The organism is Lysinibacillus sp. BSL11 (assembly GCF_052928325.1).
Genome location: NZ_JAVGCX010000004.1, coordinates 172,029 through 187,388, shown reverse-complemented (window position 1 = coordinate 187,388; position 15,360 = coordinate 172,029). Strand labels below are relative to the sequence as shown.

Below are 15,360 nucleotides of genomic sequence, written 5' to 3'. Positions count from 1 at the left end.
GACCCCTCAATTCTTTTCTAGTTTTTGTATTAATTGATCGATCAGTTCTTTTAATTCTACAAATGTTGCTTCGTAAATTGCGCTATTACCACCATAAGGGTCCACTACATTTTCTAAACTGCCCTCATTTGTATACTCTTTCAATGTAAATACTTTATGCTCAGCTTCTGGATAATTGGAAATGACGGTATCTTTGTGAGCAGTCGTCATTGTTAAAACTAAGTCTGCCCATGCCATTTCAGCTTGTGATAATTGCGTCGCAAAATGTTGATGGGACATTTGGGCTTCATTTAACACTTGTTGTGCATGTGCTGACATTTGTGCATTAGGCATCGCATAAATCCCCGCTGAGCGCACTTCTACATTGTTTATTTGTTTATGTTTTAAAATAGCTTCTGCCATCGGACTGCGACAAGTATTGCCTGTACAAACAAATAATATTTTCACACTTATCACTCTCCAATTTTATCTATTGTTGAATAGCTAGAATACTCATGATTATAAATATAATGCCAGCAACTACTTGAATTTTATTGCCAAAAAAGACTTGGCTTCTACGTGCTATAACTAATGACCCATAAGCACACATTAATGCACTTAAGCCTGCACTCATAATAAAAATCGTTTTTTCTAAGTTAAGCATACCAAAAGAAACACTAACTGAAAAGGTGTCTAGGCTTGCAGTCACAGCTAAAAGTACAGGTGAAATCGTTACTTTTTCATCTCTGTGAGAAAATAATAATAAATGCATACCGATACAAAATAATAAAATACTTGAAATCCATTGTCCCCATTCTAATAGAAATCGGACTAAATAATTTCCTAATTCAAACCCTAATAAAGGAAAAAGCATATGTAATGCAGCCGTCCATAATGATAAAAATAATCGATATCTAACATTTGGCAGCAAAACATATAGACCAATCACATCAACAGACGTTAATATACCTGCAAGAATTCCCTGCAAGAATGCACTCCTTCGCTCCCTAATATTTTATCATTTTATGCTCGAAAATACATTATTATCATAACTGTTTACTATTGTTTTTCATTTTTAACATATAATAATTGGACAAAAAAAGACAAAAAACATGTGTTTCTTCAATGTCTTTTGCCTATAATTGTTCGATTATTATTTACAATGAATACCATTTACCTCCAGAGGCTTTTTCAAGTCTATTCATAATAGCTGCACCTACTCCTTCTATTGAAGTAGTTGTTGCTAATATTACGGTAGCGGTAGTTTTATCACATGCTCTAAGTGCATTATATAAGGCCGCACCCATTTCTTCTTTACTTCCTGCTTCACCAATAGAGAAGTAAAAATCCACTTTAATTTCTTCAAAGTTCTCAGGTGCAAGTAGTGCTACACGATGTCCCTGTCTCTGTAAATGTAGAACAGCTTCGTTGACTTTCTCAACATCACAGTCTATTAAATACACGGGGGCATTTGGTGCATAATGCGTATATTTCATTCCCGGTGCCTTAGGCGTTGCGTCTAGCTTCTGTTCTATTTTAGTTGGTTGAATCACTGGGCCAATCTTAGCCTCAAGCATTTCCTTCGTAATGCCACCTGGACGTAAAATTACTGGAGGTTCATGTGTCACATCTAATACAGTAGACTCAAGCCCTATGCCTGTAGAACCTCCATCTAAAATATAAGGTATGTACCCTTCTAAATCATCTAAAACATGAACGGCTTCTGTAGGACTTGGCTTTCCACTACGATTAGCGCTTGGTGCAGCAAGTGGTTTTTGGAGCTGTTGTAGTAAGGCGAGCGCTACTGGATGATCAGGCATTCGAATGCCTACTGTTGATAACCCAGCTGTGACACTTTTAGCTAATACATCTGGCTTCGCTGGCATCACCAGTGTTAATGGACCTGGCCAAAATAAATCCATGCATTGTTTAGCTATGTCAGAAATATGGTCGATATAGATCGCTACTTCCTCTTTTGTACCAACGTGGACAATTAAAGGATTATCTGAAGGTCGACCTTTTGCTTCAAATATCTTTTTAACTGCCAGATCATTTGTGGCAATCGCTCCTAAGCCATAAACCGTCTCTGTTGGAAATGCGACTACCTCTCCTGCATTTAAGATATCCACAGCTTGTGTATAATTAATCTGACTATTCACATTACTGTCCACAACCTTACAAACAGTTTTCATGATTAATACCTACCTTCAATTATTCGTTTTCACTGAATTATCCACAAATTGTTTATAACTTATTAAAAAATGTGTATAAGTTGTCTGAATTTGTGCACAATTCATTCAAAAAGTCCTTTAATCCATTCCCATATAAAGAATGTAACTTGTTCTTTTTCTTCTTCTACTTCTACTTCTTCTTTTACCTCTTCTTTATCAGGCTCACATATCGATGGGAAGATACTGCACCACCAGTTATCTCCACGTGCATCACCAATCTTTACAACAATTGATTGATAGACATTTTGTGGATAAAGTACAGCACCTTGTCTTTTTGGTGGGAACAAATTATCCCCAACAACAACCTGTGTATCCAATTGTGGATAATTTTCGCTCAGTTCAGCTTCAATTTGTTGTTTTAACGAAAGTATTTGCTCATTCCCAGCAAATCCAGCAGTACCTACTTGTAGAAAGTATGGCTTTAAATCTTGAACAAGCTGCTGTTTCTCTAGCTGATCTTGTGCAGTATTACTGTTTGCAATAACACGTATACGAAAATCTTTTTCTTGCACATCAACGGAAGATTCCTTCGCCAAACCTACTAATGTTGGAATATATAAAACACATAACTGTAAAACAATCGCAATTAATACTAGTCTAGCAAAAGCTAGAAAGATATTTTGTTTAGGTAATCTAATAATCTTGTATTCGTTCAACATAAAAATCCCTCCTTGCTCAACATTGTTGGCAAGATTAAGAAACTTTATACATGTAACTCACAAAAAATCATTCGAGGTTTACCATTAATATCTTTTTCTACTGAAACTGTCGCCTGTGGAAAACTATCTTGAAAGAATTTGGCTACTTTCTCCCCCTGTGTATAACCGATTTCTAATCCAATCAACGCTGGCCTATTCATATAAGCTGGTAATTGTTCAGCTAATTTTCTATATAAAATAAGACCATCTTCCTCTGCAAAGAGGGCGCTATGCGGCTCATGCTCTAGCACAACGCTTGACATTGCTTGTGCCTCATTAAATGCAATATACGGTGGGTTCGATAAAACAATATCAAATTTTTCTCCTGCAAGTGGAGCAGCTAAATCTCCCAATCTAAAATCAATATCTGCCTCTAATCGCTGTGCATTTTTTTGAGCAGTTGCTAGTGCAGCTTCTGATAAATCGGTAGCTATGACCGTTAATGCTGGACAATCCAGCTTCATTGAAATAGCAATGGCTCCACTACCTGTACCGATATCAGCCAGCTTCAATTTTTGCTTTGTAAATAATTTAGGTAGTCGATTAATTGTTCCAAGTACCAATTCCTCTGTTTCAGGTCGGGGTATTAAGACAGATTCATCGACTAAGAATGAACGACCATAAAACTCCTCATACCCAACACAGTATTGGACAGGGCGTCCATTGGCATGTTCTTCTATGAGCTCATTAAATCTCATTTGCTGTGCTGCTGTTAATTCATCCTGCAAATGCAACATAACTTCTCCATAACTAGTACCAAGCACATGTTGCATAACAATCCGCGCTGCTGTTTGTTCACAACCATTATCCACTAAAAAAGAAGAAGCCCACTCAAGGGCCTCCATCACATTTTTATAAGTCATCATTTAAACGCTCTAACTTCGATGCTTGTTCTTCTAAAATAAGAGCATCGATAATCTCGTCTAGTCTGCCTTCAACGATTTGATCTAGCTTTTGAATCGTTAAGCCGATACGGTGGTCGGTTACGCGGTTTTGTGGATAATTGTATGTGCGAATTCGCTCAGAGCGATCACCAGATCCAACAGCTGATTTACGTGTAGCATCAATCTCTTTTTGCGCTTCCTGCATATACATATCTGCAACACGAGCACGAAGAATTTTCATTGCTTTTTCACGGTTTTTAATTTGTGAACGTTCATCCTGCATCGAAACAACAACACCTGTTGGTAAATGGGTCATACGAACAGCAGACATCGTTGTATTTACAGATTGACCACCCGCACCAGAAGATGCGAATGTATCTACACGGATATCTTTTTCATGGATTTCAACATCCACTTCCTCAACCTCAGGTAAGCAAGCAACTGTTGCTGTTGATGTATGAATTCGGCCTTGTGATTCTGTAGCAGGGACACGTTGTACACGATGTGCGCCATTTTCAAATTTGAATTTTGAATAGGCTCCTTGTCCATTAATCATAAAGATTACCTCTTTATAGCCGCCCATTGGGTTTGGTGTAGCTTCCATAATATCAATTTTCCAGCCTTGCGTTTCTGCATAGCGAGAATACATACGGAACAAGTCACCTGCAAAAATATTAGCCTCATCACCACCAGCTGCCCCACGGATTTCCATAATTACGTTTTTATTATCATTCGGATCTTTTGGAATTAATAAAATACGTAATCGCTCTTCTAGCTCTTCCTGCTGTGCTTTTAAAAGGTTAAATTCTTCCTTTACCATTTCGTGCATATCAGGATCTTTTTCGCTATCTAACATTTCTCGTGTATCGACTAGCTGTTCTTTCACACTTTTATATTCACGATAAGTATCTACTGTCTCTTGGATATCTGATTGTTCCTTAGAATATTCGCGTAATTTCTTACTATCATTAACAATATCCGGATCGCTCAAAAGCTCAGTAAGCCTTTCATAACGATCTTCCACTGCCTGTAATCGATCAAACATGGATTTCACCTCTATTTAGTTTTTTAAGTTGCTCCTTTTTTATAGAGAAGCCGCTTTCATCAAAATTACGCTAAGGCGTAATGGTTTTTTCATTTCTTATTTCCACTACTTAGTATAAGGAAATTTTCACATGTATGCTACTTTTTCTTAGTGCTATAACAAGCTACTTAGCTTTAAAGCGGTGGATTTGCATGACATTTTCGGCAAACAGGGTAATACGAATCATTGCCACCGATTTGAATTTGATCTCCTGTGTAAACTGGCTTTCCACTTTCATCTACTCGCAAATTCATTGTTGCTTTTTTATGACAGAACCAGCAAATTGTTTTCATTTCCTCAATTTTATCTGCATATGTAAGCATGTACTGGCTACCTTCAAATAGCTCATTTTGAAAATCATTTTTTAAACCAAAGCCCATTACGGGAATGTCCAATTTATCTACAATGTTAGCTAGCTGTAAAACATGTGCTTTTTTTAGAAATTGAACTTCATCCACAAGCACACAATAAGGTTTGACAGCATTAGTTTTCACTATTTCAAAAATATTTGTATCTTCATAAACAGGAATGGCTTGTTGTCGTAAACCTACTCGACTGGAAACAAAGCCCACCTCATCACGAGTATCTAGACCTGAAGTAAACATCATTACAGGTTTTTGTTGTTCTTCATAATTATGGGCAACTTTTAGAATTTCTATTGACTTCCCACTATTCATTGCACCATGTTTAAAATATAGCTGTGCCATTTTGTCTTCTCCCTTTCTTTGTGTCAATCTGGATTTTGAAAAGACTTGCATCAACGTGTATTATTTACTGAAAAAAATACCTGCCAAGCGCATGCTTGGCAGGTATTAAACTAACATTAGTTTTTAAGACCGTATTTTTTGTTGAAACGATCCACGCGACCATCAGCAGACGCGAATTTTTGACGGCCAGTGTAGAATGGGTGACATTCGTTGCAGAACTCGACAACGATGTTTTCTTTTACTGAACCAGTTTTGAAAGTGTTCCCACAAGAGCAAGTTACTGTTGCTTCTTTGTAGTCTGGATGAATTCCTTGTTTCATATTCGTTTTCTCCTCTCGCCCTGAACCATCTGGAACAGAGTATTATCGAACTGTACCTTACATAGCCCGAATATGTCGACTACAAAATTTGTGTCGAAGTGGAACGTCAGCTACATATGTACACGTTGCATACTTTTGAAGTATAGCATAGGCATTTTATTTTTTTCAAGTAAAAAATATTAAAAACAAACTATCCCTAATACCTAACCTCGAACTTCACGATAATCATTGTCTACTAACCCAATTTTCTCATTTCGCTCTTTAAAGCGAATATTATGTGAAGATACATAGGCTACTTTCGGTGCATCTGGCTCCAAGTATAGTTTTGCACTATTTAATGCTAGTATTCCATCGGTAAATGCACCAGCTATTAATCTAACTTTACTAGGGTGATCAATAAAATCGCCAGCTCCATAGATACCTGCTACGTTCGTTTCCCGATTCTCATTAACAATCGCTACGCCATCCTGGATGTTTAATCCCCATTCTTCAAGCGCACCGTAATCACATTTTAAGCCATGATTGACAATGACAGCATCTACCTTCACTCGTTCCATTTCATCGGTATCTTTATTGACAATGGATACATATTGAATTAAATCACCGTCCCCATGCAATTGAACGACTTCATAGGGCGTTTTTACATGGACTGAGGATTCTTTCATACGTAAGACATTTTTTTCATGTCCACCAAAATCATCTCGACGATGAACAATTGTGACGCTTGCGGCAATTGACTCTAGCTCGTTTGCCCAATCAACCGCTGAATTACCACCACCTGAAATCAACACATGCTTGTCTCGGAAGATTTCTAATTCCTGAATTGTATAATGTAAATTCGTTACTTCGTAGCGATCCGCTCCTTCAATTTCAAGCTTTTGCATAGAAAGGACGCCATAGCCTACTGCTAAAATAACCGTTTTGGAATAATGCTTTTCTCCTGTAGAGGATGTTAAAATAAATGTTCCATCCTGTTGCTTATCTAATTTTTCCACTTTTTGATTTAAGACAACCGTTGGATCAAAGGTTTCAGCTTGCTCCACAAGTTGTTTGATAAGCTGATCACCTAAAATAGGTGTTACTCCACCTACATCCCAAATCATTTTTTCAGGATATATTAGCATACGACCACCTAGTTGTGAGCTATACTCGATAATTTTCGTTTTTAAATCTCGCATTCCACTATAAAAGGCAGTATAAAGCCCTGCTGGACCACCACCAACAATCGTTACATCATATAGTTCCTCTGACATCTCCTCTTCTCCATCCCCTTCTAATCTATTCAAACGTAAATTGTTTGACAAGAATTAATCTAATAACCGTCTATTCTTTCCCCTCATGGAGAAAGGGAAAAGTGCTATTTACTCTTTTAATCGTGCTAGTAAATACAAGAAATAGGGTGCTCCTAAAACTGCTACCACAATCCCTGCTGGAATTTCTGAAGGTTCTAAAATGGAACGACCAATTGTATCAGCCATTAACACTAAAAACCCTCCTAATAATGCTGCAGTTGGCAATAAAAACTGGTGTTTGGCCCCAACAAGCTGTCGAGCTAAGTGTGGCGCAACAAGTCCTACGAAACCAATACCACCACTTACAGAAACACTAGCTCCAGCCAAACCAACAGCAGCAGCCAACAACCAGCGTCGCTCTTTTTCAATCGAGGCACCTAGTCCTACTGCTGTTAATTCACCTAAATTCAATATGTTTAATACACGTGATTTTGAATAGACGAATGGCAATAAGATAACTAACCATGGTAATAACGACAGAACAAATCTCCAATTTGAGCCCCAAATGCTACCTGCTAACCATGTTGCTACAAATTGATAATTCTCTGGTGATAGACGTAGTGTTAGCACAATCATAGCCGAGCTAATCCCTGCTGCCACAGCTACCCCAGTTAAAATTAAACGCATTGGTGTAATCCCCTCATGACGTCGATAAGAAAGTGAATAAATCAGTACAGCTGTCAAACCTGCTCCTACAAAAGCCAGTATCGGCAGTAAATAAACAGGTGCTGCTTTCGTAGTGGGGAAAAATGACACATAGAGCATAACGGCTAGACCTGCTCCCGCATTAATACCTAGGATTCCTGGGTCTGCTAAGGCATTTTTAGAAATGCCCTGTAAAATAGCGCCTGATATAGCTAAACCCATACCTACTAATACAGCAATCACAATTCTAGGAAGTCTGAATTCATATAAGATAAGCTGCTGTTGTGCGTCACCTTGACCAAAAAGAGTCCAAAGAACCTCCATTGGTGTCAGTTTAATGACACCTGTATTCATACTTATGACAAAGGTAATAACGATTAACACAATGAGCGTAGCAAGGATGGAAAAATTTTTCCTTTTCGCCTTCAGCTGACTTGGTGTTAAATAGCTGTTACTCATAGTTCTTTCCCTCCTTTTCGAGCTAAATAAAGGAAGAATGGTACTCCAATAAAGGCTATAAGCGCACCAATGGGTGTTTCATAAGGTGGATTAATAACACGTGCTACTAAATCAGCTAACACAACAAGCAATGCTCCATATACCAAGGAACAAATGATGATCCAGCGATAATCATGACCAACTATGTATCTGGTTAAATGAGGGATAATTAATCCTACAAAACCAACCGCACCGACAACAGAAACTGCTGCACCCGCTAAAACTAAAACAATGATCATTCCCCATACTTTAACCACAGCAGTACGTTGCCCTAGCCCGACTGCAATTTCTTCACCTAAGCTCAGTACGGTGATGGAACGCGATAGGATAAGAGCTCCTATCATCGCAACAAGTATCCATGGAGATAAGATTTGTAGATGGCTCCATTTTGTACCCGAAACACCACCCGCATACCAAAATGCGAGGTCTTGTCCGATACGAAAATAAAGAGCAATCCCTTCTCCGAGCGCTCCAAGTAATGCACTAACAGCAGCTCCTGCTAAAACTAGTCGCATAGGTGTTAAGCCACCTTTAGAAAGCGAGCCAATACCATAAACGATGGCCACACCAAGACCTGCACCTACAAAGGACCATAAAATTAAATACATATAGGGTAGCCCAGGGAAAAAGGCAAAACATACGGCTAACATAAAGGCAGCTCCTGAGTTCAAGCCTAATAACCCTGAGTCAGCTAAAGGGTTCCGTGTCATCCCCTGCATAATCGCACCCGCTACCGCGAAGCTTGCACCGACTAACGCTGCTCCAAGTACCCGTGGTAAGCGAATATCATGGATAATTTGATGTGTTGTTAATTCTGGTGAAAAATGGGTAACTGCTGTCCAAACAGTACCCAATGAAATATCTGCTGCACCAAAAGAAATTGATAAGCCAATGGCAAATAATAATCCAATTACTCCTATGATTAAAGCCACTACTCCACGGATCGGATGAGATCGCTTCTGTAGCTCTTCTAAATCGTGGAGCTCTCCTACTCCTGTCGACGTAGTCATTTTATTTCCTCCTCATAACTTCCAACTAGCTTTTATTTTTTCATATCGTACAGCTGATAAGATAGGCAGATTGGATTTTCACTATAGGGACATACTGCCATTTCTGCATCGATATTAAATACCCTTTGTAAATTTTCTTTTGTCATCACTTCTTTTGGACTGCCATTCACCATTAAATTGCCGTCTCTCATGGCCATCATAAAATGAGAGAAGCGTGATGCATGATTTAAATCATGTAAAACCATGATAATTGTTCGCCCTTCTTCTTTATTTAGCTTTTGTAGCAACAATAAAATATCGAGCTGATGTGCTAAATCTAAATAAGTTGTTGGTTCATCCAGTACTAAAATATCTGTGCCTTGCGCCAATGCCATAGCAATCCACACTCTCTGACGCTGACCACCTGATAATGCTTCGATTGGTCGATCACTAAATTCTCTTAGCCCCGTAACATCAATAGCCCAATGGATATATTCATAGTCTTCCTTTTGCAATGTACCAAACCCTACTTGATGAGGAAAACGACCATAGGATACCAGTTCAAAAACCGTTAATCCTCCTGGTGCAGTTGCTGTTTGAGGTAAAATAGCCATTCTTTTGGCCACTTCTTTTGTTTTTAATTGATGTATAGCTTTGCCATCTAAATAGACAGCTCCATTTTGTGTGCGTAATACACGTGCAACAGCCTTTAATAAAGTAGATTTGCCACAACCATTTGGACCAATAATCGTGGAGATCTGGCCTTTCGGAATCTCCACACTTAAATCATTGACGATGAGCGCTGAGGAATAACCAATCGCAACATGATCTATTTCTAGTACTGACATTTTTAACTTCCTTTCACTTTTGAGAATGCTATTACTTTTACATTTGTAAACCAAATTGGGCTGTATACAAGCCATAGTAAGCATTTTGGCGTTCCATTAATTGCTCATGTGTGCCTTCTTCAATAATGCCCTTTTTCGATACCACAACAATTCTGTCTGCATCCTTAATCGTTGCTAAACGGTGGGCAATCACTAATGTAGTACGACCGATAGAAAGCTCGTTTAAGGCTTGTTGGATAGCTTGTTCTGTTTCTGTATCCAATGCAGATGTTGCTTCATCTAGTATTAAGATTTTTGGATTTTTCAAGAAAATACGTGCAATTGATAATCTTTGTTTTTGTCCGCCTGATAATTTGACACCACGTTCACCAATGAGTGTATCCATGCCCTCTGGTAAAGCATTGATTACATCCGTCAGTTGTGCTCGTTGTGCGGCATACCAAATATCTTCTTCGCTGGCATTTAAATCCCCATAGGCTATGTTTTCACGAATGGTACCATCGAATAAAAAGACATCTTGCTGGACAATCCCGATATGCGAACGTAAAGATTGCAATTTAAAATCTCGTATATCAACACCATCAATCTTAATGGAGCCTTCATTCACCTCATAAAAACGTGGCAATAGGCTACAGATCGTAGATTTCCCTGCACCAGAAGGTCCTACTAAGGCAACCGTTTCACCAGGACGTACCTTTAAATTAATTTGATGTAAGGCACGATTATTGGCAGCGTAGCCAAACGATACATTAGAAAAAGTAATTTCACCATCAATTTCATCGATTGTTTTCGCTTCTGGACGGTCTGCAATTTCGGGCTCCGTTTCGAGGAATTCAATATAGCGCCTAAATCCTGCCATGCCCTTTGGATAGCTTTCTATAAACATATTGATTTTGTTAATTGGTCCTAAGAGAATACCTGAAAGTAAAATAAATGCGATAAAATCACCATTTGTTAAATGCCCATTTAATACAAAATAAGCCCCAACAAATAAAGTAAAGAGTGATAATACCTTCGTGAGTATGCCTGAAATTGCTTCATTCCAAGCCATTACTTTATAGGAAAAAAGCTTTGTCATACGGAATCTTTCATTATTTACTTTAAAGCGTTTAATTTCATGATCTTCATTTGTAAAAGCTTGTACAACACGAATACCACTTACATTGTTTTCAACACGTGCATTGAAATCTGCGATATCTCCAAACATTTGACGGAATGCCTTGGACATTAATTTTCCGAAAATAATAGTTAAGATTAAGATAATCGGTACAAGTAAGAAAATAAGAATCGTAAAGGTTGGATCAATATAGTACATGACACCAAATGTTCCAATGATCGTCATAGCTGCAATAAAGATATCCTCTGGACCATGGTGAGCAAGTTCACCAATATCCATCAAATCATTTGTTAAACGAGAAACAAGATGCCCTGTTTTGTTGTTATCAAAATATCTAAAGGATAACTTTTGCACATGACTAAAGGATTCTTTTCTCATATCTGTTTCAATATTAATGCCCAGCATATGTCCCCAATACGAAACGATAAAATGTAGAATGGAGTTAAAAATATATAATGCAAACAGCAATAAGCTTGCCATAATAATCCACTTTAATTCCCCATCTGGCAGAATATCATCAATTACTTTATTTAAAACAATCGGAAACGCAAGCTCTATTAATGCCACTAATATGGCACAGCTAAAATCTAAAATAAATAAACCTTTATAGGGCTTATAATATGAAAAAAAACGCCGTAATAACATGGTGTAGCCTCCTATTATGATCTCGTTTTACGTATCTATAAATGAGCTATCAACAATAGCTCTCCTGTTATCTCAGTTATTGTTGATGAGCCTTTGTAAATTCAACGATTTTGTCAGCTAGTTCTTCAGCTTGGTGTAAGCCAGAGAGTGGGTCAGAGGCAAAATAATATTCAGATGGAAGCTCTAATACTTGATTATTTTTAACGACATCTAAGTTTGTCCATGTTACTGGTAACTGGCCATCTTTGTTAAAGAAATTAATCATGAAGTTATAGTCACCTACATAGTCCTCTACTACCTCATAGGAAATCTCATAGCGTCCATTATTTCCTTCCTTTGTATCAAACAGCTCCTGCACCTTTTCTTGAGGCAACATGTCTAAAATTTGATAGAGTGCTCTACCGCCCGAAACACTAGATTTCCCTATAATCGTTGCATTTTTTTCAAACATTTCATAAATAGTAAATGTAGATCCTTTTGGAATCACATCCATGATTTTTTCTTTAGCTTTGGCGATCCGATCTTCAAATTCTTTTGTAAAAGCCTCAGCCTCTGCTTGTCTTCCTAAGTAATTTCCCATTGCCTTAATCTCCTCAGTCGCTGATCGATGGGCATCTTCAGCGAAAACAATTGTGGGAGCAATTTTTTCATACTTTGCTACATCTTCCACATTCCAAGTAATAATCAAATCTGGCTTTAACTCTAAAACTTTTTCTAATGACACCTTACCATCTGTACCAATATTCGTAATTTCTCCATCCTTATAGTGTCGCTTTAAGAAAGCAGCATAATCAAGGTTAGCCGTTACGCCTCCGACTGGTACAACATCTAACGCTAAAATTTGTCCCAGATACCAATCAGTTACGACTCTCTCTGCCTTCATTGGAATTTCTACTTCACGTCCACTATCATCTGTTACGGTTCTAGTCTCTGCCTTCTCGGGCGAAGTTGGTTCATCAACCTTAGATTGGCTTGTCTCTTCATTACACGCTGCTAGTAAAACGAACAGGCTTAATAAAAAAGGAAGCTTTATATGGTGAATCATCTTCTTCATCATGATTTCATTTTCTCCATTCTCAAATCGTTTTGCTTGCGCGAGCTGATTATTATTGTATTGAAAATGATTCTCATTTGTAATGGCAATTTCGGACATATTAGATGCATATTTCAGCCTAAAGCTACTTGGAGCCAGATTTGTTGCTTTTTTAAAAGCACGACTAAAATAATATTCATCTTCAAATCCAAGAGATATGGCAATTTCTTTTATGCCATATTGATTGGTTAATAAATACTGCTTAGCCTGCTCTATTCTCAATTGTTGTAAATATATTTGTGGGCCTATTTCATAGCGTGCTTTAAAGATGCGTAATAAATGCCGTGTACTAATCTGAAGCATATCTGCTAATGTCTGGATAGATAATGGTTGATGAATGTGTTGCTTTATAAATAATCGTGCGGCTTCCGCCTTATCAATTTCATGTGGTTTCCCTTGTCCTTCTACTAATTCTCGAAAGACATGATAGATAATTTCATAGAAGGACGCCCTTACAGATAAATGCTCCTGTATAGAGCCAGATTGCCATTTGCTATACATATCTTGAAGGATGCCGTGAATGACTATCGGATTTGCGGGTACACAAGAGAAATGTGTTTGAAATGGTTGATAGTGCATGTGCAAATGCTGTATAAAGGCATCTTTGTACATGACATCTCCCTTATAGCTAATGAGAAAATAGCTAACACTTTGCTGTACCCTAATGTGAAGATATTGAGATTTTCCTATATGAAAAATACTGAAGCGCTGCACATGATAAGATTGATCATCAATGACAATCTGTGCATCGCCTGCTGTGACAATAAGAAACGAGCTATATGTTAAAACCTTTGACACATGAATGTCTGATTTATTTATGTAATCGATTTGCTTCAACTGGATAAATGCATTTTGCCAAAGAAGCATATAGGTATCATAATTCATCTTCGTCTCCTTCAGAACATATTTACTTACCATTATATTGATAATGATTATCAATTTCAATATACATATATAAAATAAACATATACAAAAAAAATCACCATTGACAATTTGTTTGTCAATGGTGATGCCATTTATAAAAGTCCCTTACCCTTTGTTGCTTTTTTCATATCTTCATTTAGCTTTTCAAAAAATTCTTCATTTGATTTTGTTGTACGTATTTTTTTCAGGAAGCGCTCTGCAAAATCTGGTGCATCAGAAAATGTTTTACGAATCGCCCATAGCTTTTCAAGTTGTTCTGGCTCCAGAAGAAGCTCTTCTTTACGTGTACCCGAACGACGAATGTCAAGTGCAGGGAATATACGGCGTTCTGCTAACTGACGATCAAGATGAAGCTCTAAGTTCCCTGTTCCCTTAAATTCTTCATAGATAACTTCATCCATACGAGATCCTGTATCTACTAAAGCCGTCGCTAAAATTGTTAAACTACCGCCTTCTTCAATATTACGAGCTGAACCAAAGAAACGTTTTGGTCTATGGAACGCAGCAGGATCAATACCACCAGAAAGTGTACGTCCACTCGGTGGAATCACTAAGTTATAAGCACGAGCTAAACGTGTAATGGAGTCCATTAAAATGATTACATCACGCTTATGTTCCACTAAACGTCGCGCACGTTCTAATACTATTTCAGCCACTTTGACGTGGTTCTCAGGTACTTCATCAAATGTTGAGCTGACAACATCTGCATTGACAGAACGTTCAATATCCGTCACTTCCTCAGGTCGTTCATCAATCAGTAGGACAATTAACTCTGCTTGTGGATGATTGGTTGTAATAGCGTTTGCAATCTCTTTTAGTAAAGACGTTTTCCCTGCCTTTGGTGGAGCAACAATTAATCCACGTTGTCCAAAGCCTACAGGTGCCACTAAATCCATTATACGTGTGGATAAATTGCGTTGTGTTGTTTCTAGTTTAATTTGTCGATTTGGATATAAAGGTGTTAGTGCTGGGAAATGAACTCGTTCTTTCGCTACTTCAGGATCTTCGCCATTGACAGCATCTACTTGTAATAGGCCATAATAGCGCTCATTTTCCTTCGGTGGACGCACCTTTCCTGAAACCTTGTCCCCATTACGCAAATCAAAGCGACGGATTTGGGATGCAGAAATATAAATATCTTCTTTACTCGGTGAGTAGTTGATTGGTCGAAGGAAGCCGAAGCCCTCTTGCGAAACAATTTCTAGTACGCCTTCCATAAAGAAATAGCCCTCTTGCTCTGAACGCGTTTTCAAAATAGCAAATATCAATTCTTTTTTCGTTAGCTTGCTATAATAAGAAATTTTATATTGGCGTGCAAGGGCGTAAAGCTCTTTTAACGTCATGTTTTCTAATTGAGCGATTGTCAATGCAGACATATGCACAACTCCAGTCTTTTTCAAAATATA

Annotated in this window: 15 protein-coding genes; all 15 read right to left on the bottom strand. The window is 37.9% G+C overall.

Features of this window, described 5'->3' with window-relative positions; translation table 11 throughout:
• Nucleotides 1-6 precede the first annotated feature (6 nt).
• The 15 genes from RCJ95_RS06475 to rho all read right to left on the bottom strand — a co-directional run bounded on the left by RCJ95_RS06475 (nt 7) and on the right by rho (nt 15,330).
• Entirely contained in the window at nt 7-447 is a 441-nt protein-coding gene (locus RCJ95_RS06475) for a low molecular weight protein arginine phosphatase (protein ID WP_312129570.1), read from the bottom strand.
• A 22-nt stretch (nt 448-469) separates the two neighbouring features.
• A complete protein-coding gene (locus tag RCJ95_RS06470) occupies nt 470-967 on the bottom strand; it encodes a manganese efflux pump MntP (protein WP_221679367.1) in 498 nt (165 codons plus the stop codon).
• 169 nt (nt 968-1,136) lie between these two features.
• Entirely contained in the window at nt 1,137-2,171 is a 1,035-nt protein-coding gene (locus RCJ95_RS06465; protein ID WP_221679365.1) for an L-threonylcarbamoyladenylate synthase, read from the bottom strand.
• Between the two features lie 101 nt (nt 2,172-2,272).
• Nucleotides 2,273-2,869 carry a stage II sporulation protein R gene (locus RCJ95_RS06460; RefSeq protein WP_312129571.1) on the bottom strand — a complete coding sequence of 199 codons (597 nt, stop codon included), beginning with the start codon at nt 2,867-2,869 and terminating at the stop codon, nt 2,273-2,275.
• 44 nt (nt 2,870-2,913) lie between these two features.
• A complete protein-coding gene (gene prmC / locus RCJ95_RS06455) occupies nt 2,914-3,774 on the bottom strand; it encodes a peptide chain release factor N(5)-glutamine methyltransferase (protein WP_446722032.1) in 861 nt (286 codons plus the stop codon).
• On the bottom strand, nt 3,761-4,837 hold the full coding sequence (gene prfA, locus RCJ95_RS06450) for a peptide chain release factor 1 (protein ID WP_004269459.1): 1,077 nt from the start codon (nt 4,835-4,837) through the stop codon (nt 3,761-3,763). The genes prmC and prfA overlap by 14 nt, the downstream gene beginning before the upstream one ends.
• Before the next feature lie 173 nt (nt 4,838-5,010).
• Nucleotides 5,011-5,583: a thymidine kinase gene (locus RCJ95_RS06445; RefSeq protein WP_048395608.1), complete on the bottom strand. Its 573-nt coding sequence runs from the start codon at nt 5,581-5,583 to the stop codon at nt 5,011-5,013.
• Nucleotides 5,584-5,699: 116 nt separating this feature from the next.
• Nucleotides 5,700-5,903 (bottom strand): 50S ribosomal protein L31, encoded by a 204-nt coding sequence (gene rpmE, locus RCJ95_RS06440; RefSeq protein WP_004269457.1) that lies wholly within the window; start codon nt 5,901-5,903, stop codon nt 5,700-5,702.
• 203 nt (nt 5,904-6,106) lie between these two features.
• Entirely contained in the window at nt 6,107-7,156 is a 1,050-nt protein-coding gene (locus RCJ95_RS06435; RefSeq protein ID WP_446722031.1) for an NAD(P)/FAD-dependent oxidoreductase, read from the bottom strand.
• A 108-nt stretch (nt 7,157-7,264) separates the two neighbouring features.
• Entirely contained in the window at nt 7,265-8,299 is a 1,035-nt protein-coding gene (locus tag RCJ95_RS06430; RefSeq protein ID WP_221679359.1) for a FecCD family ABC transporter permease, read from the bottom strand.
• Nucleotides 8,296-9,348: a FecCD family ABC transporter permease gene (locus RCJ95_RS06425; RefSeq protein ID WP_221679357.1), complete on the bottom strand. Its 1,053-nt coding sequence runs from the start codon at nt 9,346-9,348 to the stop codon at nt 8,296-8,298. Before RCJ95_RS06425 ends, RCJ95_RS06430 begins: the two co-directional genes overlap by 4 nt.
• A 32-nt stretch (nt 9,349-9,380) precedes the next feature.
• The gene (locus RCJ95_RS06420; protein ID WP_066036941.1) at nt 9,381-10,175 is read right to left on the bottom strand and encodes an ABC transporter ATP-binding protein; all 795 of its coding nucleotides are present in this window, start codon (nt 10,173-10,175) and stop codon (nt 9,381-9,383) included.
• Between the two features lie 37 nt (nt 10,176-10,212).
• The gene (locus RCJ95_RS06415; RefSeq protein WP_274771500.1) at nt 10,213-11,937 is read right to left on the bottom strand and encodes an ABC transporter ATP-binding protein; all 1,725 of its coding nucleotides are present in this window, start codon (nt 11,935-11,937) and stop codon (nt 10,213-10,215) included.
• A 76-nt stretch (nt 11,938-12,013) separates the two neighbouring features.
• Nucleotides 12,014-13,915, bottom strand: coding sequence for a helix-turn-helix domain-containing protein (locus RCJ95_RS06410; RefSeq protein WP_446722030.1), 1,902 nt, complete (start codon nt 13,913-13,915; stop codon nt 12,014-12,016).
• Between the two features lie 131 nt (nt 13,916-14,046).
• Entirely contained in the window at nt 14,047-15,330 is a 1,284-nt protein-coding gene (rho, locus tag RCJ95_RS06405) for a transcription termination factor Rho (RefSeq protein ID WP_016992739.1), read from the bottom strand.
• Between the last annotated feature and the right edge of the window lie 30 nt (nt 15,331-15,360).